At 76.9% G+C, this 24,694-nt stretch carries 19 protein-coding genes; 9 read left to right on the forward strand and 10 right to left on the reverse strand.

The window, feature by feature from the left end:
- Nucleotides 1–191: 191 nt before the first annotated feature.
- Nucleotides 192–1,706 carry a flavin-containing monooxygenase gene (locus tag SK069_RS11510; RefSeq protein ID WP_319954379.1) on the forward strand — a complete coding sequence of 505 codons (1,515 nt, stop codon included), beginning with the start codon at nt 192–194 and terminating at the stop codon, nt 1,704–1,706.
- A gap of 33 nt (nt 1,707–1,739) precedes the next feature.
- Here the strand turns inward: SK069_RS11510 and SK069_RS11515 are convergent, their stop codons facing one another.
- Complete coding sequence (locus SK069_RS11515; protein WP_319954380.1) at nt 1,740–3,995, reverse strand: molybdopterin-dependent oxidoreductase; 2,256 nt, start codon at nt 3,993–3,995, stop codon at nt 1,740–1,742.
- Nucleotides 3,996–4,102: 107 nt separating this feature from the next.
- Here SK069_RS11515 and SK069_RS11520 point away from each other — a divergent pair, with 107 nt between their 5' ends.
- The 3 genes from SK069_RS11520 (at nt 4,103) to SK069_RS11530 (ending at nt 8,498) form a co-directional block, all read left to right on the forward strand.
- Nucleotides 4,103–4,972 carry an aldose 1-epimerase gene (locus SK069_RS11520; protein ID WP_319954381.1) on the forward strand — a complete coding sequence of 290 codons (870 nt, stop codon included), beginning with the start codon at nt 4,103–4,105 and terminating at the stop codon, nt 4,970–4,972.
- Nucleotides 4,973–5,156: 184 nt separating this feature from the next.
- Entirely contained in the window at nt 5,157–5,645 is a 489-nt protein-coding gene (locus SK069_RS11525) for a cupin domain-containing protein (protein WP_319954382.1), read from the forward strand.
- 33 nt (nt 5,646–5,678) lie between these two features.
- Nucleotides 5,679–8,498, forward strand: a complete 2,820-nt coding sequence (locus SK069_RS11530) for an ATP-binding protein (protein WP_319954383.1) — start codon at nt 5,679–5,681, stop codon at nt 8,496–8,498.
- A gap of 21 nt (nt 8,499–8,519) precedes the next feature.
- Here the strand turns inward: SK069_RS11530 and SK069_RS11535 are convergent, their stop codons facing one another.
- From SK069_RS11535 to SK069_RS11545, 3 genes are all read right to left on the reverse strand, one after another.
- Entirely contained in the window at nt 8,520–9,131 is a 612-nt protein-coding gene (locus SK069_RS11535) for a methyltransferase family protein (protein ID WP_319954384.1), read from the reverse strand.
- Nucleotides 9,131–11,020: a heavy metal translocating P-type ATPase gene (locus SK069_RS11540; RefSeq protein WP_319954385.1), complete on the reverse strand. Its 1,890-nt coding sequence runs from the start codon at nt 11,018–11,020 to the stop codon at nt 9,131–9,133. Before SK069_RS11540 ends, SK069_RS11535 begins: the two co-directional genes overlap by 1 nt.
- Before the next feature lie 257 nt (nt 11,021–11,277).
- Nucleotides 11,278–11,637: a helix-turn-helix domain-containing protein gene (locus tag SK069_RS11545; protein WP_319954386.1), complete on the reverse strand. Its 360-nt coding sequence runs from the start codon at nt 11,635–11,637 to the stop codon at nt 11,278–11,280.
- Nucleotides 11,638–11,823: 186 nt separating this feature from the next.
- On the opposite strand from SK069_RS11545, the gene SK069_RS11550 reads away from it, so the two are divergent.
- The gene (locus SK069_RS11550) at nt 11,824–13,176 is read left to right on the forward strand and encodes a TolB-like translocation protein (RefSeq protein ID WP_319954387.1); all 1,353 of its coding nucleotides are present in this window, start codon (nt 11,824–11,826) and stop codon (nt 13,174–13,176) included.
- A 30-nt stretch (nt 13,177–13,206) separates the two neighbouring features.
- Here SK069_RS11550 and SK069_RS11555 read toward each other — a convergent pair whose 3' ends face one another.
- Complete coding sequence (locus SK069_RS11555) at nt 13,207–14,595, reverse strand: TolB-like translocation protein (protein ID WP_319954388.1); 1,389 nt, start codon at nt 14,593–14,595, stop codon at nt 13,207–13,209.
- A 150-nt stretch (nt 14,596–14,745) separates the two neighbouring features.
- The gene (gene clpB / locus SK069_RS11560; RefSeq protein ID WP_319954389.1) at nt 14,746–17,376 is read right to left on the reverse strand and encodes an ATP-dependent chaperone ClpB; all 2,631 of its coding nucleotides are present in this window, start codon (nt 17,374–17,376) and stop codon (nt 14,746–14,748) included.
- Between the two features lie 256 nt (nt 17,377–17,632).
- Here clpB and SK069_RS11565 point away from each other — a divergent pair, with 256 nt between their 5' ends.
- A complete protein-coding gene (locus SK069_RS11565; protein WP_319954390.1) occupies nt 17,633–18,532 on the forward strand; it encodes an alpha/beta fold hydrolase in 900 nt (299 codons plus the stop codon).
- 98 nt (nt 18,533–18,630) lie between these two features.
- Nucleotides 18,631–19,269 (forward strand): FMN-dependent NADH-azoreductase, encoded by a 639-nt coding sequence (locus SK069_RS11570; protein ID WP_319954566.1) that lies wholly within the window; start codon nt 18,631–18,633, stop codon nt 19,267–19,269.
- Nucleotides 19,270–19,316: 47 nt separating this feature from the next.
- Here the strand turns inward: SK069_RS11570 and SK069_RS11575 are convergent, their stop codons facing one another.
- Nucleotides 19,317–19,865, reverse strand: coding sequence for a dihydrofolate reductase family protein (locus tag SK069_RS11575; protein WP_319954391.1), 549 nt, complete (start codon nt 19,863–19,865; stop codon nt 19,317–19,319).
- A gap of 39 nt (nt 19,866–19,904) precedes the next feature.
- Nucleotides 19,905–20,870, reverse strand: a complete 966-nt coding sequence (locus SK069_RS11580) for an AraC family transcriptional regulator (RefSeq protein WP_319954392.1) — start codon at nt 20,868–20,870, stop codon at nt 19,905–19,907.
- Nucleotides 20,871–20,968: 98 nt separating this feature from the next.
- Between SK069_RS11580 and SK069_RS11585 the strand changes: the two genes are divergently transcribed.
- Nucleotides 20,969–21,679: a phosphatase PAP2 family protein gene (locus SK069_RS11585; RefSeq protein WP_319954393.1), complete on the forward strand. Its 711-nt coding sequence runs from the start codon at nt 20,969–20,971 to the stop codon at nt 21,677–21,679.
- On the opposite strand, the gene SK069_RS11590 is transcribed toward SK069_RS11585, so the two are convergent.
- Complete coding sequence (locus SK069_RS11590) at nt 21,585–22,319, reverse strand: RDD family protein (protein ID WP_319954394.1); 735 nt, start codon at nt 22,317–22,319, stop codon at nt 21,585–21,587. The two genes, SK069_RS11585 and SK069_RS11590, sit on opposite strands and share 95 nt — an antisense overlap.
- Before the next feature lie 3 nt (nt 22,320–22,322).
- Between SK069_RS11590 and SK069_RS11595 the strand changes: the two genes are divergently transcribed.
- Nucleotides 22,323–23,267 (forward strand): stage II sporulation protein M, encoded by a 945-nt coding sequence (locus tag SK069_RS11595; protein WP_319954395.1) that lies wholly within the window; start codon nt 22,323–22,325, stop codon nt 23,265–23,267.
- 12 nt (nt 23,268–23,279) lie between these two features.
- On the opposite strand, the gene SK069_RS11600 is transcribed toward SK069_RS11595, so the two are convergent.
- The gene (locus SK069_RS11600; protein WP_319954396.1) at nt 23,280–24,680 is read right to left on the reverse strand and encodes a DUF58 domain-containing protein; all 1,401 of its coding nucleotides are present in this window, start codon (nt 24,678–24,680) and stop codon (nt 23,280–23,282) included.
- Nucleotides 24,681–24,694 lie beyond the last annotated feature (14 nt).

Genomic DNA, 24,694 nt, shown 5'->3' on the forward strand with positions numbered 1-24,694 from the left:
GCCGATCCTCGCGCGCGACGGCCCCCGGCGGCGAGGGCGACCGCCCACCATCCCCCCGGTCGGCGAAGGCGAGATAGTCGGACGTCCGACTATTTCGCGCAGACCCCCACCGCCGGGTCCGCAGCGCACTCCAGGAACCTGGCGTGTCGGCGCTCTTGCTACTGGCGAGTAGCCTACGGTACGGTAGGAACATGACCGAGCACGTCGACGTCCTCATCGTCGGAGCGGGCCTCTCGGGGATCGGCGCCGCGTGCCGGCTCCGGCAGGAGCACCCGGGCAAGTCGATCGCGATCCTCGAGTCGCGCGGAGCGATCGGGGGCACGTGGGACCTCTTCCGCTACCCCGGCATCCGCTCGGACTCCGACATGTTCACGCTCGGGTTCGACTTCTCCCCGTGGGACTCGCCCCAGGCGATCGCGGACGGCCCGTCGATCCGCGAGTACGTCGAGCGCACGGCCGCCGAGTACGGGGTCGACCGCCTGATCCGCTTCCACCACCGCGCCGTCCACGCGGCGTGGTCGACGCCCGACGCCCGGTGGACGGTGACCGCCGAGCGGACCGACGATCCCGACGCCGAGCCGCTGACGATCACCTGCGGCCTCTACTACAACTGCACCGGCTACTACCGCTACGACGAGGGCTTCACCCCCGAGTTCCCCGGCGTGGAGTCCTTCGAGGGGACGCTCATCCACCCGCAGCACTGGCCGGAGGACCTCGACTACGCGGGCAAGCGGATCGTCGTCATCGGCTCCGGCGCCACCGCGGTGACGCTCCTCCCGTCGCTCGCCGAGCAGGCCGAGCACGTGACGATGCTCCAGCGGTCGCCGAGCTACATCCTGTCGCTGCCGGGCCGGGACCCGGTCGCGCCGATCGCGCAGAAGGTCCTGCCCCGCAAGGCCGCCTACGCGGCGATGCGGTGGGGCAACGTCCTGCGCGCCGCCGCGGTCTACAACCTCAGCCGCCGGGCGCCGGGCCTCGTCAAGCGGCTCGTGAAGGCCGGCGTCGCCCGCCAGCTGCCCGACGGCTACGACGTCGACACCCACTTCACCCCGCGCTACGACCCGTGGGACGAGCGCCTCTGCCTCGTCCCCGACGGGGACCTCTTCCGGTCGATCCGCCGCGGCAACGCCTCGATCGTCACCGACCACATCGAGACGTTCACCCCGACGGGCATCCGGCTGCAGTCCGGCCGCGAGCTCGAGGCGGACATCATCGTCACGGCCACGGGCCTGAACCTCCTCCTGCTCGGCGGGCTGGAGATCGACATCGACGGCAAGCGCGTCGACCTCAGCGAGACGATCGGCTACAAGGGCCTCGCGCTGTCGGGCGTGCCGAACCTCATCGTCACGCTCGGCTACACGAACGCCTCGTGGACGCTGAAGGCCGACCTCATCAGCCACTGGGTCTGCCGGCTGCTGCGCTACATGGACGAGCACGGCCACCGGATCGCGATGCCCCTCGCGCCGCCGGCCGACGAGCCGACGCACCCGTTCCTCGACCTCCAGTCCGGCTACATCATGCGGGCGGCCGACCGCCTGCCGAAGCAGGGCGACCGCGCACCGTGGCGGCTCTACCAGAGCTACCCCCGCGACGTGCGCCTGCTGCGCCGCGGGCCGATCCTCGACGAGGGCATGAGCTTCCCGCCCGTGCCGGCCGCCGACGTCACCGAGCGCGACGCCGCGCCGCGCCCGATCGCCGCCGACTGACGCGACGCGCCGGCGGCCCGGGCCCGGCGTCCGTCAGGCGACGCTCGCGGCGGCCGACGCCGCGGCGTCGCCGGCCACGACGGCGGCGGCCTGGACCGGCACGCCGTTGAGGTGGGCCATCCCGGCGAGCGGCTCGAGGTCGGCGGGGTCGCTCGACATGAGCAGGTTGACGTTCACGCCCCCGGGCCGTCCCTCCGGGGCGTCCTCGCGGCCCGCGCCGGCCGCGTTCGCCCGCCGCCAGCGCCCGGTGCCCTTGTGGCCCCAGCCGTGCGGGACCGCCACGACTCCCCGGGCGAGCCCGTCCGTGAGCAGCGCGGGCAGCTCGATCGCCCCGTGTCGGGTGGAGAGCCGGACGGGGGCGCCGTCCTCGATCCCTCGTTCCGCCGCGTCGTCGGGGTGCAGCCGAGCCGCGTGACGACGGCCGCCGCGCAGGAGCAGCGGGCTGTTGTGCAGCCACGAGTTCTCCGAGCGCAGCTCGCGCATCCCGATGAGCAGCAGCGGGTGATCGGGATCGGGGCGACGGGTCGCCAGCCGCGCGACCTCGGCGCGGATCGCCGGCGGCGCCAGGTGCACGCGACGGTCGCGGTGCCAGACGACCGCGCGCAGCACGCCGGCCCGCAGCCGATCGGCGAGGACGGTGCCGTGAGGGTGCTCGCGCAGGAGCCGCCTGCGGCTCAGCCCACCGCGGCGCAGCCCGAACCGGTCGCCGCCCTCGGCGAGCCGGACGAGGCCGTCGGCGACGAGGTTCGGCAGGTGCATCCTCCCGGCCAGCGGGCCGAGCGCGCGACGCCCCGCGGCGAGGGCGGCGAAGGCCGGGCGCTCCCGCCAGAGCCGCGCGGCGAGCTCGCCGACGACGCGCCACTCCTCGCGGGCCTCGCCCGCCGGCGGGACCACGGCGGTCGTCGCCTGGCGGAAGGGCGTGGTGTGGAACGTCTGGAAGGCGAGCGGGAAGTCGTCGCGCTCGTACATCGTCGTGGCCGGCAGGACGTAGTCGGCGTGGGCGTTCGTCTCGTTGACGTAGAGGTCGATCGAGACGAGCAGGTCCAGCGCGCCGAGCGCCGCCTCGAGCTCGTCCCCGTCGGGCACCGACAGGACCGGGTTGCCCGCCGAGACGAAGAGCGCGCGCAGGCGGCCCGGTCCGGGCGTCGTGATCTCCTTCGCCATCACCGACGCCGGCGAGGTGCCGAGGACCTGGGGCAGGTTCCCGACCCGCGAGCGCCGGCGGTCGTGCATCACCGGCAGGACGCGCCCCGCCAGGCGGCCGAGCGCCCGCTCGCCGGGCACGCCGAGCGTGCCGAACATCGCGCCGCCCTCGCGGTCCAGGCAGCCGGCCACGAGGTTCACCGCGTCGAGCAGGAAGGTCGTCAGGGTGCCGCTGCGCCCGAGGCACGTGCCCGTGCGGCCGTAGACCGCGGCGCGCTCCGTGGTCGCCAGCGCCCGCGCGAGCGCGCGGACCTCGCCGGCCGGGACGCCGTGGTGCTCGACGGTCGCCTCGGGCGCGAACGGCCGGGCGAGGTCGCGCAGCGCCTCGCCGTCGCGCGCCTGGCGCGCGATCGCGGCGGTGTCCGCGAGGCCCTCCTCGAACAGCACGTGCAGGAGCGAGAGCAGCAGGTGGGCGTCGCCGTCGGGCGTCACCGGCAGCCACTCGAACGCCTGGGCGGTCTCCGTCCGGCGGGGATCGAGGACGAGCACCCGTCCGCCGCGGTCCACGACGCCGTGCAGCTGCTCCTTCAGGCGTGGGGCGCTGAGCACCGAGCCGTGCGAGACGACGGGGTTCGCGCCGACGAGCACGACGAGCTCGGCGCGCTCGACGTCGGGGACCGGCACGACGAGGGGCGAGCCGTAGAGCAGCTCGCTGGCGACGAAGCGGTTGTTCACGTCCTGGGAGCCGGCGGAGTAGACGTGCGGCGAGCCGAGCGCGAGCATGAACGCCGGCACCGCGAGCGCGTGCCCCGCGCTGAACGCCGAGGGGTTGCCGAAGTACCAGCCGATCGCGTCGCCGCCGTCCTCCCCGTGGATCCGGCGCAGCCGGGCGGCGATGTCGTCGAGGGCGGCGTCCCAGCCGACCCGCTCGAACGTCCCGTCCGGACGGCGGCGCTGCGGGTGCAGGACCCGGTCGGGGTCGTTCTGGACCTCGGTGAACGCGATCCCCTTCGGGCACGCGAAGCCGCGGGACAGCGGATGGTCGCGGTCGGGTCGCAGCCGCACGAGCCGCCCGTCCTCGACGGTCGCGACCATGCCGCACAGCGGCTCGCAGATCCGGCAGTACGTCGGCTTCTCCTCGCGCATCCCCGGCCCCCTCGACAGCGATGGGACGAACGTCCCCGATGCGTCCCACGGTACCGCGGCGGTCGGGCGCGGTCCACCGCGTCGGGCCCTCGCTGCATGATCCGCCGATGATCGAGCTGCGCGCCGGCGACCTGACCACGACGTGGCACCCCGACACGGGGATGGTCTGCTCCTCGCTGCGCCACCGCGGCGAGGAGCTGCTCGGACAGCGCGGGGGCCTCGAGGCCTACCGGGCGCGGGGCGCGGCGTTCGGGATCCCGCTGCTGGCGCCGTGGGCCAACCGGCTCGATGCCCCGGAGCTCGACGGGCCGGACGGTCCCGTGACGCTCGACCCCGCGCAGGTCAAGGTCGACGGCGCCGGGTTGCCGAAGGACGGGCTGCTCGCCGGGGTGCCGTGGCGCGTCGTCGAGCAGGCGCCCGAGCGACTGGTCGCCGAGCACGACCTGACGCCGTCGCAGGAGCGCTGGTTCCCCTTCCCCCACCGCCTGCGGGTCGCGGTGTCGCTGACCGGCGACGCGCTCGCCGTCGCCACGACGATCGAGGCGACCGGGTCGGTGCCCGTCCCCGTGAGCTTCGGCTGGCACCCGCTCTTCACGCTGCCGGGCGTCCCGCGCGAGGCGCTCGAGGTCGCGCTGCCGATCGGGGACGAGCTCGAGCTCGACCCGCGCGGCATCCCCACGGGGCGCCGCGTCCCCGCGGCGTGGACCGACGGACCGCTCGGGGACCGCGTGCTCGACGCGGAGTACGTCGCGACGGGCGACGCGTTCGTCCTGCGGGGCGGCGGCCGGACGGTGACGGTGGCGTTCGGCGCGCCGGGCTACCCGATCGGGCACGCGTGGGCGCCCGCGGGCGAGGCGTTCGTCGCCTGGGAGCCGATGACCGCCCCGACGAACGCGCTGCGCAGCGGCGACGGACTGCGTCGGGTGGGACCGGGCGGGGCGCTGACGGCGACGTTCGTCGTCCGCGTCACCGGCTGACGGTCGCGGGCGGTCCTGGCCGGCATCCCCGCCCCCTGCCGCGCGTCGGCCGCGTCCGGCGAGGCGCCCCGCAGCCTGCCCCCGCTCGGAGCGCCGCCGACGACGGGCCCGGCGGGCGATCCTGGGGGGAGGTCGGGGGTGGGTCCCCGATGCGCACCGGCGTCCGGCACGCCACCGTCGCTCCATGACCCCGCCCGACCCGCTCGTCGTCCCGCCGGCGGCCGCTCCCGGCCCGCCGGGCACGGGCCCGACGCCCGACCCCCTCGCCGCTGCGCCGCACGGCCCGCCGCGCCTGCGCCGCGTGGCCGCCGGGGCGGCCGGCGACTACGCCCTGCTCGAGCTCGACGTCCCCGCCGGGGCCGCCACGCCCCCGCACGTCGCCGAGGCCGCCGACCTGGCCCTCGGCGTCCTGACGGGGGCGCTCGAGCTGCGCACCGGCGTCGCGACCCGCCGGCTCGGCCCCGGTGCGTGGGCGACGATCGGCCGCGGCGAGCCGCGCGCGATCGTCGTGCTGCAGGACGCGCGGATCGTCTGCGTCACGGTGCCGAGCGGGCTCGAGGGGCTCGTCGGGACGCTGCTCGACGGCCCGCTGGACCCCGACGACCGGGACGTCCTCCTGACCGCCGCCGGGGTCCGGCTCCTGCCGCGCGGATGGCGGCCCGGTCCCCGCTAGCGACCGGCCGACGGCTGCTCTAGCCTGCCGCGCGTGAGAGCGGGCACCGATGCCGCGCTGCTGGAGCGCGAGGAGGAGCTCGGCACCCTCGCCCGCCGGATCGCCGCGGCGTCCGCGGGGCGCGGCGGGCTCGTGCTGCTCGAGGGCGGGCCCGGGCTCGGCAAGACCGCGCTCGTCCGGCGCGTTCGCGCGCTGGCCGGCGACGGCGGCCTGCGCGTCCTCCAGGCGACGGGCGGCGAGCTGGAGCGCGAGTTCGCCTTCGGCGTCGTGCGCCAGCTCTTCGAGCCGACGGTGCTCGCCGCCGCGCCGGAGGAGCGTGCCCGGTTGCTGGACGGCGCGGCGCGGCGCGCCGCGCCGCTGTTCGACGTCGAGGCGACGGTCGAGCCGACGCTCGACCCGGGCTTCGCGACGCTTCACGGCCTCTACTGGCTCACCGCCGCGCTCGCGGAGGAGGAGCCGCTGCTCGTGCTCGTCGACGACGCGCACTGGGCCGACGCGCCGTCGCTGCGGTTCCTGGACTTCCTCGCCCGGCGCGCCGCGGAGCTGCCGCTGCTGCTCGTCGTGGCGCTGCGCCCGAACGAGCCCGGCGCCGAGCACGGTCTGCTCGGCGCGCTCGGCGCCGCGCCCGAGGTCGAGACGCTGCGGCCGCGCCCCCTGAGCCGGGACGGCGTGCAGCGGCTCGTCGACGAGCGGCTCGCCGAGCGGGCGGCGCCGGAGCTCGGCGCCGAGGCCCACGCCGCGACGCACGGCAACCCGCTGCTCGTCGGCGAGCTCGTGCGGGCCCTCGCCGAGCGCGACGGGCCGCTGGAGCCCGGCGCGGTCGACGAGTCCGTGCCGGAGGCCGTCGCGCGCTCGGTGCGCCGCCGGCTCGCCGCCCTGCCCCCCGCGGCGCGCGAGCAGGCCCGCGCCCTGGCGACGCTCGGCGACCGCAGCGGGGTGCCGCTGCTCGGCGCCATCACCGGCCAGGACCCGGCGGCGAGCGCGGCCGCGCTGGGCGCCCTGCGCGACGCGGAGCTCGTCGCCGGCGAGCCGCCCGCGTTCGTGCATCCGCTGGTGGGCCGGGCGGTCGCCGACGGCCTGACCGCCGCCGAGCGCGACGACCTGCACCGTCGCGCCGCGCGCTGGCTGCGCGACCACGACGCCCCGGACGACGAGATCGTCGTGCAGCTGCTCGCCGCGCCGCTGCTGGGCGAGCCGTGGGAGCGAGAGCTCCTGCGGCGCAGCGCGGCGCGGGCCCTCGCCGACGGTGCCCCGGACGCCGCGCTGCGGCGCCTGCGGCGAGCGCTGGAGATCGCCGCGGAGGACCCCGAGCTCGAGCGGCTGCGGCTCGAGCTCGGGCGCGCGGCCTTCGCCGCCGAGGCGCCCGATGCGCGGCACCTGCTCTCGGTCGCCGCGGCGGCGCAGGACCCGCGCGTCGCCGCCGACGCGACCGCGCTGCAGATCTGGCTCGGGCACTTCGGCGCCGAGGACACGACGGCGCGGATGGCCGAGCGGCTGCGGGCCGGGGCGGCCGCGCTCGGCCCCGAGGAGGCCGATCAGGCCGACCGCTGGCAGGGCCGGCTCATCGACCTGCTGCTCGTCGAGGTCGCCGCGGCGCCGGAGCGGGCGCGAGCGCTCGCCGCCGCCCCGGACGGGCCTCGCGTGCTCTCGCACCGGGCGTGGGAGGCGGCGGCCGGCGACGCCGCGGGGGACGAGGTGCTCGCCCTCGGGGCCGCCGCGCTCGCCGACCGGCCGTTCCAGCGGCTGGAGGTCGTCGAGCACCCGACGCCGCTGTGGGCGGTCATGGCGCTCTGCGCGTGCGACGGCGCGGCGCTCGCGGACGAGGCGCTGCGGGACGCCGACCTGACGCTGCGGCGGGAGAGCAGCCCGCTCGGGCGCGGGCTCACGGCGGTCCTGCGGGCCGAGTGGCTGCTGGCCTTCGGCGGTGCCGGCGCGGCCGAGGCGTCGGCGCGCGAGGCGACCGAGCTGCTGGAGCGCAGCGGCAGCGGTGCGACGTCGTCGGCGGCGTGGGCGGCCCTCGCGTCCGCCCTCGTGCGGCGCGGCCAGCTCGAGGAGGCCGAGGAGGTGCTCGCCCGACTGGGCCCCGACGAGCGGTTCGCGGCGTACTTCGGCGGCGGCAGCGTGTGGTCCAGCCGCGCGCAGCTGCGCCTGGCGCAGGGCCGTCCGGCCGACGCGGTCGCCGATCTGCGCCGCGTGGCGACGCTCTGCGACCGGTACGGGTGGCGGCGCTACCCGCGTGGCGCGAAGGGGGCCGACCTGCCGCGCGCGCTGGCGCTGGCGGGCGAGCGCGAAGAGGCCCGCGCCCTCGCCGACGCCGCGGTCGCCGACGCGGCACGACGCGGGACCGGCAGCGACCACGCGATCGCGTTGCGCGCCCTGGCCGCCGCGCAGGAGGGCGAGGAGGCGATCGCGACCCTCCACGACGCGGTGGAGGTCGCCGACGCCGCGCCCTCTCCGGCACTGGCCGCCGCGGTCCGGCTCGACCTCGGGATCGCGCTGCGCCGCGCGGGGCGGCGGGTCGACGCGCGCGCCCGGCTCGCGGAGGCCCGCGAGGCCGCCCACCGCCTCGGCGAGACGCCGCTCCTGGACCGCGCGACCGAGGAGCTCTCCGTCGCCGGCGCCCGGCCCCGCCGAATCGCGCTCAGCGGGGCCGATGCCCTGACCCCGAGCGAGCGGCGCGTCGCTGAGCACGCCGCGCGCGGCCTCACGAACCGCGAGATCGCCGAGACGCTCTTCGTGACCCGCAAGACCGTCGAGTTCCAGCTCGGCGCGACCTACGCGAAGCTCGGCATCTCCTCGCGGACCCAGCTCGCCGCGGCGCTGGAGCCGGACGGCGGGAGCGCCGCGGGCTGACCACGCTCCGCGGACGAGCGGTCAGCCGCCCGGGCGCCGACCGACGCCCGGGACGAAGCGCCCGGCGCGGGCGGCATAGGCGGCGTACGCCGGACCGTGGAGCCGGGCGAGGTAGGGCTCCTCGGCCCAGCGCACCTGCAGCTGGACGGCGAGCAGCAGCGCGAGCAGGCCACCCAGCGCGACGACGTTCGGAACGAGCGCGAGCAGCCCCGTCGCCACGAGCAGCATCGCGGAGAAGACGGGGTTGCGAACGTGGGCGAACGGCCCGCCCGTCACGAGCTCGGTCCGCTCGTCCTCGTCGACCCCGATCCGCCACTGACGCCCCATCTCGCGCTGCGCGCCGAGCGTCAGCACGCCGCCCGCGAGCACGAGCGCCACGCCGCCCGTCCGAGCGAGCGCGCCGTCGCCCGCGCTCGACGGCGTCAACGCGCCGGCGAGCTGCAGCAGCGGGGCGAGCGCCCCGGCCGCGAGCGCGACGACGAACAGCACGCCGCCCCACCACTCCGGTCTCGCGGGGGATCCGCTGAGCCCGACGAAGCCGCTGCGACCGGTCGTGCGCACCTGGACGACGGTCCGCCAGCCGAAGGCCACGACGAGGAACGCCCCGTAGAGCGCGAGCGCGAGACCGGGCATCAGACGGCCGAGGTCGGGCGCAGCGTCCCGGGCCGAGCTTCGCGTGCCGGACCACGGGCGCCCGGCCACCGCGCGGCCCGCACGCCGTTGGCGATCACGAGGACCTCCGCCAGCTCGTGGATCGACACGACCGCGGCGAGCCCCAGGACCCCCGTGGCCGCCAGCGGCACGAGCCCGACGAGGATCGCGCCCGAGAGCGCCAGGTTCTGGCGCATGATGCGGCCGGCGCTCCGCGCGTGCCCGATCGTCCGCGGCAGGGCGCGGAGGTCGTCGCCCAGCAGCGCGACGTCCGCCGTCTCGATCGCCACGTCGCTGCCCATCGCGCCCATGGCGATGCCGACGTCGGCGCTGGCGAGGGCCGGCGCGTCGTTGATGCCGTCGCCGACCATGGCGACGGTCCCGCGTCCGTCGGCGCGAAGCCGGTCGACGACGCGCGACTTGTCCTCGGGACGCAGCTCCGCGTGCACGTCCGCGATGCCGGCGTCCCCGGCCAGCGCGCGGGCGGCGCGAGCGTTGTCCCCGGTCACCATGGTCACGCGCCGGACGCCGTGGTCGCCGAGCTGCGCGACGGCGACCCGCGCCTCCACGCGCAGCTCGTCGCGAACGGCGATCGCGCCGAGCAGGCGCCCGCGGCGCTCGAGGAGCACGACGGTCGCCCCGTCCTCCTGGGCGGTCGAGATCCAAGGCTCCCAGGGACCTGGGTCCACGAAGCCGGGGCGCCCCAGCCGGACGGGATCCCCGTCGACGACGCCGACGATCCCGTCGCCGGGGATCGCCCGCACGTCGTCGGCGACCGCCGGGTCCGGCGACGCCGCGAGGATCGCCCGGCCGAGGGGGTGCTCGCTGCGCGCCTCGAGCGCCGCCGCGAGGGCGAGCACCTCCTCCCGGTGGTCCCCGCCGTGATGGAGCACGTCGACGACCCGTGGCTCGTTGCGGGTCAGCGTGCCCGTCTTGTCGAGCGCGACGGACCGCACCTCGCCCAGGGCCTCCAGCGCGGCGCCGCCCTTGATCAGCACGCCCGCGCGGGTCGCCGCGCCGATCGCCGCCACGACGGTGACCGGAACGGCGATCGCGAAGGCGCACGGCGCGGCCGCGACGAGGACCACGAGCGCGCGTCCGATCCACTCGCCCGGGTCGCCGGAGACCGCGCTGCCGACCACCGCGATCAGCAGCGCAGCGACGAGCACCCCGGGCACGAGCGGACGAGCGACCCGGGCTGCCAGCCGCTGCCCCTGGCCCTTCCGCTCCTGGGCCGCCTCGACGATCCCCACGATGCGGGCGAGCGAGTTGTCGACGGCCGTCGCGGTCACCTCGACCTCCAGCGCCCCGCCGCCGTTGATCGCGCCGGCGAGCACCTCGTCGCCCGGCCCGAGCACCACCGGGATCGACTCGCCGGTGATCGCCGCGAGGTCGACGGCCGAGCGTCCGCGTGCGATCACGCCGTCGGTGGCCAGCCGCTCGCCGGGCCGGACGACGAGGAGCGCGCCCGGACGCAGGTCGGCCGGATCGATCTCGACCTCCCGGCCGCCGTGCAGGACGCGAGCGCGGTCGGGGACGAGGTCGAGCAGGGCGCGAAGGCTACGGCGCGTTCGTGCCACGGCGAAGCGCTCGAGCGCCTCGCTGACGGAGAAGAGGAACGCGAGCGTCGCGGCCTCCGTGATCTCGCCCAGCGCGATCGCACCGAGGCCGGCGATCGTCATGAGCGTCGCGACCGAGAGCCGCCGTGCGAGCATTCCGCGGACGGCGCCGGGCACGAAGGTCGCACCCCCGGCGACGATCGCGATCGCCGAGAGGAGCAGGATCGCGGCATCAGGCGCGCCGAGGACCCCGACGAGCAGTCCGGCACCGAGCGCGACGCCCGAGAGCGCCGCGAGGCGGATCTCGTGCACGTCGCGCAGGCGCGCCGGCTCGTCGCCGACGCGCCCCGGGATCTCGCATCCGCACTCGTCGTATCGCGCCGACGGCGTCGGCGCGGGGGCGCAGCAGGCATCCAGCGGCTCCCGTTGCGACGCCGCGGACGCGCGACGGGCGCCCGCCGGGCCTCGCGACGCACCGACGCACGCCTCGCCCCCGGGCGCCCGGCCGCGGTCCGACGCCGGCGTCGCGGCCCGAGGCGCCTCGGGCGGACCCGTGGGTCGTCCGTCGCTCATGCGTCCGCCCCCGCGATCGCCCCGACGAGCGAGCGGAGCAGGTCCGCCCCGGCGGGCGTCAGCCGGTACATCACCATCCTGCCCTCGCGGCGACTCGCTACCAGCCCCGCGGCGCGCATCTTGCGAACGTGGTGGGACACCGCCTTCTCCGGCCGCTCGACCACCCAGGACAGATCGCAGACGCAGAGCTCGCCGCCGTCGCGCAGCGCGAGCGCGAGCAGGAGCCGGGTCGGATCGCCGAGGCCGGCGGCGCGCTGGGCCGCGCGCTCGGCCTCCGACGCCGAGAGGCGCGCTCGGCGCAGGGCCTCGGCACGCGGCAGGTCGAGGCAGAGGAGGTCGCAGGCATCCGCCGTCATGCGTACATCCTAACGATCGTTGGTATGACGGAGCGAGTCGCGTCCCCTGCGTGCGCCCCCGTCGTGCCGCAGAGACCGACACGGCTGCCGTCGAGCCCCGACGTCGCTCGCCGGCCGTGGTTCTGGGGTGGCGTTCTGGTGTGGCGCCTGATGTGCCCGGGACGGGCCGGCGAGAGAGTCGCCGCCATGACCTTCGCCCGCCCCGCCCTCCTCGCCGCCGCCACCGGCGCGGCCCTCGCCGTCGGCCTCGCGGCGGGTGCCGCGCCGGCCGGCGCGTCGCTGACGTTCGTGAAGGACCACGACGTCTGGCTCGCCCACGACGACGGCTCCGGCGCCGTGCGCGTCACGACCGACGGCACGGCCGAGAACCCGTGGCAGTCGCCCTCGCAGGCCGACGACGGGACGATCGTCGCCGCGCGGAAGCTGCCGCGGTCCGGCCCGCTGTTCGTCCTGCGCCAGAACGGCGAGCTCGTCCGCCGGATCGACCTGCCCGCCGTGCAGTTCGGGCCGTTCGACCCCGCGGTCTCGCCCGACGGGACGCTCGTCGCCTACGGCCACTCCTTCGCGCGCTACGTCAACGGCTGGCTCGAGACGGGCAGCGACATCCGCTACGCGCGGACCGACGGCACGGGCGGGACCGAGAGCTGGCCCGGCGTGGCGACGAACGCCTCGACGCCCTCGTGGATCGACGCGCGCCACGTGCTCGCCGCTCGCGGCACCGTCGCCTACGACCAGCGACCCGACGAGAGCCCGACGCAGTGGTGGTCGGACTACGACCACCAGGGCACGTTCGACCACGGCGAGGACCTCTCCGACGGCGAGGTCGCCGGCGGCCGGATCGTCGTCGTCCGCGGCACCGGCACGCCGAACACGCTGCAGGTCTACCGCGTCGCGGGGCGCCTCGGCACCCCGACGCCGACCTGCACGATCCACGACCCCGCCGACGGCCCGCTCGGGCGGGCGTACAAGGACCCGACGCTCTCCGCCGACGGCCGTCGCATCTGGTGGCAGGAGGGCGACGGGATCTGGACGGCGACCACGCCGGCGGGCGACGGCTGCGAGGGCTGGGACGTGCGACGGATCGTCGACGGCGCGTCCGAGCCGGACTGGAGCCCCGCGGCGGTGAGCCCCGGGCCGCGCGGCGGCGGGGGAACCGGCGACGGCACGGGCGGCGGGACCGGCGACGGAGCCGGCGCAGGCGGCGGCACCGGTCGGCCCGCGCCCGGCGCCGGCGGCGCTCCGGCCACGGGCGCGCCGGCGGCGCGGGCGGCGCTCAAGGGCCGCGTCACGACGGCGGCCCTGCGACGCGGGCTCGTGCTCTCCGTCCGGACGACGAAGGCCGGGACCGTGAGGACGACCGCGACGACGGGCGCGCGCACCATCGCCCGTCGCAGCACGAAGGTCCGCCGCGCCGGGACGACGACCGTGCGCCTGCCGAGGCTCCGCGCGAGCGTCGCCCGGCGGCTGCGCGGCACGGCCGTCCGGATCACCGTCCGCGGCGCGGGCGTCAGCACGACGCTGCGGGCGACCGTCCGCTAGCGCCGGTCGCCCGGTCCACCGGCGGACGGTCTACCGGCGGACGGTGAGCGTCCCCGTCGCGACCGGTCCCCTCGGCGCGGTCGCCCGCAGGACGAGGCGGTAGCGGCCCGGGCGCACCCGCGGCCGCACGACGATCCGGCGCGTCCCGCGGCCAGCGCTGCCCCGCAGCCGCAGCGCGGTGCGGCCGGCGCGGACGAGGCGCAGCTCCCAGCGCGTGGCCACCGGGGCGCGGAAGGCGATCGTCACCCGGCCGCCCCGGCGCACCCGCCAGCTCCGTCGCGTCAGGCGCAGCCGCACCGTCGCCGTCGTCGCACCGCCGGCCGGGGCGCCCGCGCCCGGACCGACCGGCCCGGAGCCCGGAGCCGGCCCCGGAGCGCCGTCGGTGGGACCGTCGTGGGCCGTGCCGCCCGGTCCCGCGTCGGCGGGGACGTCGGCCGGTCCCCAGTCCGGTGCGGTGGCGCCCGGCAGCATCGTCCGGACCGCCACCGCGTCCCCGGCCGGGCAGCCGCCGGCGAGGCCGGCGAGCGTCGCGACGTACAGGCCCTGGGGCCCCGCCCAGACGAGCCGCTCGCCGTCCGGCGACCAGCTCGGCGAGGACCAGGCGCCGCCCGAGGCCGGCGCGTCGAGGCACCCCTGCGGCGCGGTCGCCGGCGCGGCTCCCGGCAGGCGGTAGACGACCAGGCGGTCGCCCTGGCTGTTGGCGACGAAGGCCGCGCCGGTCCCCTGCCGGTTCAGCTCGCCGTCGTAGAGGTTGCCCACGGCGCCCTCGCTGAACCACTCCGCAGCCGTCGCCGGATCGCCGGCCTCGTCGATCGCGACCTGCTTGACGAACGCCGACGACGGGCCGGACAGGAGCGTCCGCCGGTCGTCGATCCACGACGGATCGCCCCATCCCCACTCGGGACGGAAGCCGGCCTCGTCCCACTCGACCGGACCCGTCGACCGGGCGTACCCCGTGCCTGCGTAGAGCTGGCCGGTCTGACAGCCGCCGGGACGCCCGCAGTGGGGATCGCCCGCCCGGTACTGCACGAAGAACCCGTAGGCGACGTGGGAGCCGTCCGGGGAGAGCACGGGGTCGAACGGCCCGCTGAGCTGGATCGACCCGGCGGTCCGGGCGGCGACCGGGGAGAAGTCGGCGAGGACCGCGCCGCGCCGATCGAGCAGGCGCAGGCGCGATCCGCGCAGCGCGACGATGCGCCCGTCGTCGGCCTGCGAGGCGGAGCGGTAGCCGCCCTCCGTCGTCAGGCGGACGGTGCGGCCCCCGTCCGGCGTGGCGAGGTGGACGTCGCCGTCGCGGACGAAGCTGATCGAGTCGGCGCCCGCGGCGGCGGGCAGGCCGAGGACCACGACGCTGCCGAGCGCGACGGCGCGCCGCAGGCGCCGGGCGCGGGACGGGAGGCGGGAACGGGACGAGGACACGGCGAGCTCCTGGGGCGGGGCGCGGCGACCGGTGGCCGCCGCGCCGTCGAACGGGACGGCGGCACCCTCGCCGAGCCCGCTTGGCGCCCCCTTGGCGCGGCCTTGCGTCCCGCTTGCCGTCCGGGGTCCGCGGACCCCGGACGACGCGGGTCAGGCGCTCTCGTCCGTGCCGGTGGCCATCGCCGCCGGCTCGCCGGGGCGCGCCTGGGCACCCGGCTCGGCGATGAGGTCGCCGTCGACCGACAGCGCGATCTCGCCGTCCGCGACGCCGACCTGGACCGTCTCCCCGTCGCGCACCTGGCCGCGGAGCAGCGCGAGCGCGAGGCGGTCGGTGAGGTGGCGCTGGATCGTCCGCTTCAGCGGCCGGGCGCCGTACGTCGGGTCGTAGCCGAGGTCCCCGAGCAGCTCGAGCGCCGGCTCGTCGATCTCGACGGTCACCCCCCGCTCGGCGGCGCGGTCGATCACGCGCCGGACCTGCAGGTCGACGATCCGCGTCAGGTGCCGCCGATCGAGGCTGTGGAACTCGATGATGTCGTCGAGCCGGTTGATGAACTCCGGGCGGAAGTGCGCCTCCGCCCCGGCGCGACCCCCCGGGATGTTCGACGTGAGGATGAGGACGGTGTTCGTGAAGTCGACCGTCCGCCCCTGGCCGTCGGTCAGCCGGCCGTCGTCGAGCAGCTGCAGCAGGATGTTGAAGACGTCCGGGTGGGCCTTCTCGACCTCGTCGAGCAGCAGCACGGAGTACGGCTTGCGGCGGATCGCCTCGGTCAGCTGACCGCCCTCGTCGTAGCCGACGTACCCGGGGGGCGCGCCGACCAGCCGGGACACGGCGTGCTTCTCCATGTACTCCGACATGTCGATCCGGACCATCGCGTCCTGGCTGTCGAAGAGGAACTCCGCCAGCGCCCGCGCGAGCTCGGTCTTGCCGACGCCGGTCGGCCCGAGGAAGAGGAACGAGCCGATCGGCCGGTCCGGGTCGCCGAGCCCGGCGCGGCTGCGCCGGATCGCCGCCGAGACGACCGCCACGGCGTCGTCCTGCCCGACCACGCGGTCGTGCAGGCGGTCCTCCATGTGGACGAGCTTCTCGACCTCCCCCTCGAGCAGTCGCGCCACGGGGATGCCGGTCCAGCGACCGACGACCTCGGCGATGTGCTCCGCGGTGACGCGGTCCTCCAAGTACCGGAACCCCTGCCCCGCCCGCTCCTCCGTGTCGACCTCCTCCGCCTTCGCCTCGAGGTCGGCGATCTGCTGCTCGAGCTGCGGGATCTCGCCGTACTTCAGCTCGCCGGCGCGCTGCAGGTCGCCCGCGCGCTGCGCCGTGAGCTCCTCCGTGCGCTTGCGGTCCAGCTCCTCCTTGAGCTTGCCGACCGACTCGACGGACTCCTTCTCGCGCTGCCACTCGGCCGTCATCGCGGCCGAGCGCTCGCGCTGGTTGGCGAGCTCCTCGTCGAGCCGGACCAGGCGCTCCTTCGAGGCCTCGTCGTCCTCCTTCTCCAGCGACGTGCGCTCGATCTCCAGCTGCATGATCCGGCGGTCGATCTCGTCGATCTCCGTCGGCTTGGAGTCGATCTCGATCTTCAGCCGGGAGGCGGCCTCGTCGATGAGGTCGATCGCCTTGTCCGGCAGCTGCCGGTCGGGGATGTGGCGCTGCGAGAGCGTCGCGGCGGCGATCAGCGCGGCGTCCTGGATGTCGACGCCGTGGTGGGTGACGTACTTGTCCTTCAGGCCGCGGAGGATCGCGATCGTGTCCTCGACGCTCGGCTCGTCGACGAGCACGGGCTGGAACCGCCGCTCGAGCGCGGCGTCCTTCTCGACGTACTTGCGGTACTCGTCGAGCGTCGTCGCGCCGACCGCGCGCAGCTCGCCGCGGGCGAGCATCGGCTTCAGGAGGTTCGCGGCGTCGACGGAGCCCTCGCTCGCGCCGGCCCCGACGATCGTGTGCAGCTCGTCGAGAAAGAGCACGATCTGGCCCTTCGCCTCGGCGACCTCCTTCAGGACGGCCTTCAAGCGGTCCTCGAACTCGCCGCGGTACTTCGCTCCGGCGATCATCGAGCCCATGTCGAGCGCGATGACGCGGCGATCCCGCAGCGACTCCGGGACGTCGCCGTCGACGATCCGCTGCGCGAGGCCCTCGGCGATCGCCGTCTTGCCGACGCCCGGCTCGCCGATGAGGACCGGGTTGTTCTTGCGCCGGCGGCTGAGGACCTGGATGACGCGACGGATCTCCTCGTCGCGCCCGATCACCGGGTCCAGCCGCCCCTCGCGGGCGGCCTCCGTGAGGTCCTGTCCGTAGCGCTTCAGCGCCTCGAGCTTGTCCTCGGGGCTCTGGTCGGTGACCTTGTGCCCGCCGCGGAGGTCGCCGACCGCCGCGGCGAGGGCCTCCGGCGTGGCACCGGCGGCGCGCAGGGCGTCGCCCGCCTTCGAGTCGTGCCGGGCGGTCGCGAGCAGCGCGTGCTCCGTCGAGAGGTACTCGTCGCCGAGACCGCGCATCTCCTCCTCGGCACCGCGCAGGACGGCGACGAGCTCGGAGGACGGCCCGGCGGCCTGGCCGCCGCCGGTGGTCGTCGGCAGGCCCTCGAGGGCCGCGTCGACGGGGCGACGGACCTGCTCGATCGGGACGCCGAGCTTCTGCAGCACGCCGGCGACGAGGCCGCCCTCCTGGTCGAGGAGCGCGAGCAGCAGGTGCTCGGGCGTGATCTGGGGATTGCGACGACGCTCGGCCAGCTGCCCGGCCTCGGAGAGCGCCTCCTGCATCTTGATGGTGAAACGGTCAGGTTGCATCGGACCTCGGTTCGGGACGAAGACGGACGCTGCGCGTCGCCGTGGGAGGGCGCACCGGCAGCGTGACGCACGGGGACCGGATGGTCGAGACTCCTCGACGACCCGCCACGGATCTGCGTCTGTATGACTGAGATTTTGCGCGCCCCGGCCACGAATGTCAAGGTCGCGTCCGGTCCGCGCGGCGCGCTCGGCGACCGACGGGACCACGCAGCCGATGTCAGGATCGCCGGGACCGCCCGCCCGTACCGGAGCTCCCGTGCCCATCGTCCGCATCTCCCGCGAGATCGAGCTCGCCTACGACACCTTCGGCGACCCCGCCGACCCGCCCGTGCTGCTCGTCATGGGGTTCGGCGCGCAGATGATCGCCTGGCACGACGAGTTCTGCCGCCTGCTCGCCTACCGGGGACGCTTCGTCGTCCGCTACGACAATCGCGACTCGGGCCTCTCGACGCGGCTGGACGACCACCCGGTGGACCTCGCGGCGTTCATCGGCGCGCTGACCGCCGGCGACCGGGCGACGGCCGCGGCGATGATCCCGTACGGCCTGCGGGACCTCGCCGCCGACGGCATCGGCCTCCTGCGCGCCCTCGACCTCGACCGCGCGCACGTCGTCGGCGCGTCGATGGGCGGGATGATCGCCCAGACGATGGCGATCGAGTTCCCCGACGCCGTCCTGTCGCTCACGTCGATGATGTCGACGACGGGCGAGCCCGAGTACGGGCAGGCCTCGCCGGAGGCCCAGCAGCTCCTGCTGACGCCGAAGCCGCCCGACCGCGAGGGCTACGTCGCGGCGTCGGAGCGCGAGCTGCTGTGGGCGTCGCGGCGGTACGGGGACCGCGAGGCGATCCGCGAGCTCGCCGGCGCGAGCTGGGACCGGGCGTACTACCCGGCGGGCGTGCCGCGCCAGCTCGGCGCGATCGTGCTCGCCGAGCCGCGGAGCGACGCGCTGCGGGCGCTCGACGTCCCGACCCTCGTCATCCACGGGCTCGACGACGTGCTCATCGATCCGAGCGGCGGGCGCCGGACGGCCGAGCTCGTCCCGGGGGCGCGCCTGCTCCTGCTCGAGGACATGGGCCACGACCGCCCCCGTCCCCTCTGGGGCACGCTCGTCGACGCCATCGCCGAGCACACCGCCGGCGCCCCGGCGACCGCCTGACGCCCGCCGCGAGGCGCCAGCCTGCCCCGCGGCGGCCGGCGAAGCGACGTCGGCGTCGCGGTCAGCAGGGCGGGACGTCGCAGGCTCATCTCCTGCACCTGGACTCCTCGCTGCGCTCCGACGACTCGCGCAGCCGCCGTCTCAGCGCCGGCTACGCCGAAGCGTGGCGCGCCGCGAATCCCGGCGGCGTCGTGACGTACCGCGACCTCGCGGCCGACCCGCTGCCCCACCTCGACGGCACGGCGTTCGCGGCCGGGATCACGCCGGAGGACGCGCGGGACGAGGCGCAGCGCGCCGCCTGGGCGCTGACGGCGCAGGTCGCCGGCGAGGTGCGCGACGCGGACGTCATCGTCCTCGGCATGGGGCTCTACAACTTCGGCGTGCCAAGCACGGTGAAGGCGTGGGTCGACCGGATCGTCGCCCCGGGGATCACCGTCGGCGAGGACGGCTCCGGCCTGCTCGGCGGCCGGACGCTCGTGCTGGCGCTCGCCTCCGGCGGCGGGTACGCCCCCGGCACGCCGCGCCACGGCTGGGACCACCGCGAGCCGTGGCTGCGCCACGCCTTCGAGTTCCTGGGCCTGACCGACGTCGTCACCGCGTCGGCCGAGCTGACGCTCGCCCGCGAGAGCCCCGCGATGATCCCGCTGGATCTCGGCGACGCGGAGGACGCGAGCTTCGCCGCCGCGCAGGAGGCGCTCGCCGCGCACGCCCGCGGCACCGTCGCCGGCGCCGCGTAACGCTCGGCCGCGCACGGGACGTCGGGCCGGCCCGACCGGGAAGGCGGTCAGGCCGGCTCGGGGCCGACGACGCCGTAGGTCACGCACGCGAAGTCGCGGTTGCGCGCGACGTCCTCGACGCGCAGGCGCAGCCGCCGCGGCAGCAGGGGCGCCCCGGCGCCGAGCGTCACCGGGGCGATCGAGACGAGCACCCGGTCCAGCAGCCCGGCGTCGGCGAAGCGGCCGACGAGCTCGCCGCCGCCGACGAGCCAGACGTCGCGCTCGCCGGCGGCGGCCGCCATCTCGGCGTGGACCGGGACGACGTCGCCGCGGACGAACCGGACGTCGCCGTCCACGCGCGGCAGGTCGCGGGTCGTGAAGACCCACGTCGGCTGCGCGTAGGGCCAGCGGAAGTCGGGCTTCGCGCCCTCGTGGCGGAGGATCCACTCGTAGGTCGCCGAGCCCATCGCGAGCGCCCCGACGTGCGCCGCGAACGCCTCGTGGTCGTGCACGCCGCGCGGATCGTGGTCGCTGCGGAAGAGCCACTCGAGCGAGTGGTCCGGGTCGGCGAGGAAGCCGTCGAGGGTGGAGGCGGTGAAGTACGTCGTGCGGGGCATCGGGTGCTCCTGGGGATCGGGTCGGGGAGGTGCGCGGCATCAATCCGGCGCGCCGGCGTCGGGGCCGGCCGCGCCGTCGACGAGCCACGCGAGCGGGTCGCCGTCGTCGAGGGTGCGCCCTGCCTCGCGGAGCATCGACCGGGCGACCTGCCGCCGATGGGCGGCGTACGTCAGGACGTGGACGAGCACGCCCGAGAGGGGGAAGCTCTCCGGCGGCTCGCAGAGGGCGTCGACGAGCCGGTCCGCCCACGCGCCGCGGCGCTCGACGTCGCGCCACGTCGCGACCCAGCGCGGAGCGATCGTCGCGTGCCGCGCGCGGATCCCCGGCAGCGAGGCGGGCGGCCGGTCCGGCAGGTCCTCGCCGGCGATCGACGCGAGCCAGATCTCCTTCGTGCGCACGAGCGCGTCGAGGACGGCCAGCAGCGACGGCTCGGGCCCGTCCCACGCCAGCACGACGTGACCGGGCCGGCGCTCCCGTCGCAGCTCGTCCTCCCCGAGCGCGGCCGCGTCCTCGAGCACCTGCTCGGTGTCGGCGAGGTCGTGGTGCACGAGCTGCGCGAGCGGCACGCTCGCCCCGGCGCGCGGCGTCCCGCTGCCCGCCTCGCCGCCGCCGGCCTCCTCCGCCGCGTCGACCCACAGGTGCAGCGGCGGATGGAAGTGCAGGCCGTTGGGCGCCACGAGCCGGTGATCGCTCCCGGCCGTCGTGCTCGAGGGCGGCCGCCCGAACGCGCGCCGGAACGCCCGGCTGAAGCCCGCGACGGAGTCGTACCCGGCGTCCTGCGCGACGTCGGCGACGCGCGCGCCCCGCCCGAGCTGCCAGCTGGCGCGCTCCAGGAGGACCCGGCGGCGCAGCGCGACCGGCGGCTCCCCCGCGCCGGCCACGAGCTGGCGGTGGAAGTGGAACGGCGAGGCGAACGCGTCGGCGGCCATGGCGTCCAGCGACGCGTTGCCCTCGGCCAGGACGGCGTCGAGGAGCTCGCGGAGGCGGTCGCGGCCGGCGGTCACGAGCAGCAGTGTGCCGCGAGGGGCCTCGTGCGTCGATGACCGTTCTTGCCCTCTGCGCGTCGGCTCCCCCATCACGACCGCCGACTAGCGTGTGGGCGGTGCCCGGTCCCTTCCGGTCGTGGCGGGTCCTCGCGATCCTCGCCCTCGTCGCGCTCGCCGTCCTCCTCGGGGTGCTCGTCGGCCACGACGATCCGCTCACGCGCGCGGACGCCCGGATCGTCGAGGAGGTCGCCGGGTGGCGTCCCGGGTGGGTCGTGGACCTCGCGCGGGCCCTGACGACGCTCGGCAGCGGCTGGGTCGCCACCCCGGCGCTCCTCGGCGCCGGGATCCTCCTCGTGCTCGACGACCGGGTGCCGTGGCGGGTCGCGCTGCTGCCGCTCGTCGCGCTGCTCGTCGCGGTCGCGCTCGTCCCGCTGCTGAAGGACCTCGTCGACCGGCCGCGACCGCCGCTGGCCCTCCACGCCGTCGACGAGGGCTCCAGCGCCTTCCCGTCCGGGCACGCGCTGCAGTCCGCGGCGGGGTGGCTGACGCTCGGCCTCGTCCTGGCGCGCGTCCGGGCCGACCGCCGGTGGCTCGCCGCGACGGCGCTGCTCGTCGTCGCGATCGGGATCACGCGCGTGGTTCTCGCGGTGCACAGCCCGAGCGACGTGCTCGCCGGATGGGCGCTCGGCGCCGCGCTCGCCCTCGCGCTCGCCGGCGGCCGCGGGACCCTCGTCAGCCCAGGCGGTGGGCGACCGCGAGGACGAGCTCCTCGTCCGCCGTCCCCGGCGGCACCCCGCCCACCCGACGCCGCAGCGGACCGGCGATGAGCGTCGCCAGCCGCGCGCGCTCCGCCTCGGCCAGGGTGCCGGCCTGCGCCGCGAACCGCCGGACCGTCGCGCGGTCGTGCGCGTCGAGGGCCACGAGGTCCAGGGCCGGCACCGGGCCGGCGTCCGGTGGCGCGACGGGCGCCCGCTCGGCGGCGACGGCGACCGGACGGCGCTCGCGCACGACGTAGGTGCCGGCGGCGAGGTCGCCGATCCGCTGGTGGCGCGGGTGGGCGAGCAGCATCGCGATGCCGGGCAGGTAGAGCAGCGGGTACTCGACGATCCGCAGGAGGTTGCGCACGAGGCTCGACGCGAGGTCGACGCGACCGCCGTCGTCGCGCACGACGCGCAGCCCGAGCATCGCCTTGCCCGGCGGACGCCCGTCGGTCACCTGCTCGAGCCACGGGTCCCAGAGGAAGAGGAACGCGAACGCCCCAACGGCGACGGCGATCGTCGCGCCCGCGTCGCCGAGGATCCCGTAGCCGATCCCGACGGCGATCGAGACGACGAACGTCGCGGCGACGAGCTTGACGAGGGTGTCGAGGAGCGCCGCGACGATCCGCGTCGCCGGTCCGGCGAGCACCAGCGCGACCTCGAGGCCCTCCGGGGTGGTGATCGTCACCCGGTCCTGGTAGTCGTCCACGTCGTGAACCTCCCCCGCTTCCTCGAGACCCGCGAGCCCGCGTGGCGCGCCCTCGAGGAGCTCGTCCGCCAGGCGGGGACCAGCCGGCCCGAGCACCTGGGACCCGCCGGGATCCTGCGCCTGGGCACAGCGTACCGCTCGGCCGTGGCCGATCTGGCGTTCGCGCGGCGGGCGTTCCCGGACGCCCCCGCCACGCTGCGCCTCGAGACGCTCGTCGAGCGCGCGCGGACGCTCGTCTACGCCCACCGCCAGCGCCGCACGAGCCCGTGGGCCTTCGCCGCCGGCGGCTACTGGCGGCTCGTGCGCGCCCTGGGCGGCTGGCTCGCCCTGAGCGCGGCGGCGCTGCTCGTGCCGGCGCTCGTCGTCGGCGTCTGGGCGGCACTGGACCCGGCCGTGGCCGCGACCCTCGTGCCGGACTCGTTCATCGACGGCGCCGCCCCGCCGGACCTCGACCGCGGGCTGAGCTCGTCGGACTCGGCGGCGTTCTCCTCCGAGCTCTTCACGAACAACATCCGCGTGACGTTCCTGAGCTTCGTCGCCGGCGTGGGCTTCGCGCTGCCGGCGGTGCTGCTCGTCGCCTACAACGGTGCGATCCTCGGCGCGGTCCTCGGGCTCGCGGCGGCGAACGGCAACCTCGGGACCGTCCTGCGGATGGTCACCGCGCACGGCGCGCTGGAGCTCACGTGCATCGTCGTCGCGGCCGCCGCGGGCATGGCAGCCGGCTGGCGGCTCGTGGACCCCGGCGACCGCCCGCGCGGGCACGCGCTGCGCGACGCCGCGCGCCCCGCCGTCCTCGTCGTCGCCGGCACCGCGCCGTTCCTCGTGCTCTGCGGGGTCGTGGAGGGGTTCGTCTCCCCCGCCGGCTGGCCGGCGGTCGCGGTCGTCGCCCTCGGCCTCGGGCTCGCGGGCGGCTACTGGGCGCTCGTGCGCCGTCTCGGACGCGCCTGACGCCCGACCGCGCTACAGCCCGCGGCGCTTCGTCCGCAGGTACGCGTCGACCGACGCCGCGGCGAGTCCCGACGGCGGCGTCGTGAGGACCTGGATCCCGCGGGCGCGCAGCCGGGCCGCGACGCGGTCGCGCTGCGCGCGGACCTCGATCGCCACCGCCTGGGCGAGCGCGGCGTGCTCGTCGGCCGGGCGGCCGGTGGCGATCTCCCGGAGCCGCGGCTCCTCGACGGTCGCCACGCAGAGCGCGTGCCGTCGCGCCAGGAGCGAGGACGCCTCCAGCAACGGGGCCGCAGCGGCCTCGTCGAGCAGGTCGGTGAGCACGAGGACAAACGCGCGCCGCGCGCCGCCGATCGCCCGGAACGCCCGCCCGTGGTCGCTGTCCACGCCGCGCGGCTCGAGGTCGTGGAGCGCGCGGACGATCGCGTCCCCCGCGCCGCGGCGCGGCGGGAGCCGCCGGCGCACCGCCTCGTCGTAGGCGATCGCGCCGACGTGGTCGTCGAGCGCGTCGGCCGTCGCCGCGACGGCGGCGGCCGCGTCGAGCCAGACGTCGAGCAGCCGCGGCGGCGCCGGCACGCTCGACGCCGGCCGCAGCCCCGCGAGCCCGATCGCCGCGTCCTCGGCGGCCCGGCGCGCCGCCCGACCGGCGACCGGCGTCCCGCCGGGCTCGCGGGCCGCCCGATCGCGGGCGTCGGAGGACGGCCCGGGTCGCTCGGTCCCGGCCGCGCCGGACCGCGCGGGCGCGTCGCCGAGCCGACCGACGTCGACGAGCAGCACGACGTCGCGATCGCTCTCGACCCGCCACTGGTTGCTCATCGGCCGCCCGAGGCGCTCCGTCGCGCGCCAGTTCACCTGTCGCACGTCGTCCTCCGGCGCGTACTCGCGCACGTGGTCGAACTCCGTGCCGAGGCCGTACGCGCCGCGGCTGCTGACCCCGCCGGTGGCGCGCACGACCGCGGCCAGCCGGTGGGCGGCACGGTAGTCCGGCAGCACGCGCAGCTCGGCGGCCGGGTCCGGCGCGCGGTGGTCCCAGCGCCCGAGCCGCAGCGGCCCCTCGCGCCGGGCGACGACGGGCGGCAGCAGGTGCCGCCCGCGCCGGTGGGCCACGACGGTCGCCGCCAGCGTGCCGTGGCCCTCGCCGTCGCGGACCTCGACCGTCGGCGTGCCCGCGAGCCGCAGCCGCAACGCCGGCTCGGGGGGCTGCGGCGCGACCGCGACGGCGAGCGGCTGGCCGCGCGGCGCGATGCCCGGTGCCTCGACGTGCAGCGACGGCGGTCGGCGGCGCGCGAGCAGCGCGTCGACGAGCGACGCGGTCGCCGCGAGCGCGGCGAGCACGAGGCAGAGCACCGGCGGCAGGACGATCGCCGCCACGGCGCACGCGGCGACGACGAGCGCCAGGCGCGGGGTCGGGCTCACCGCGCGCGTCCCCC

The organism is Patulibacter brassicae (genome assembly GCF_033949425.1).
Classification (GTDB): Bacteria; Actinomycetota; Thermoleophilia; order Solirubrobacterales; family Solirubrobacteraceae; genus Patulibacter; species Patulibacter brassicae.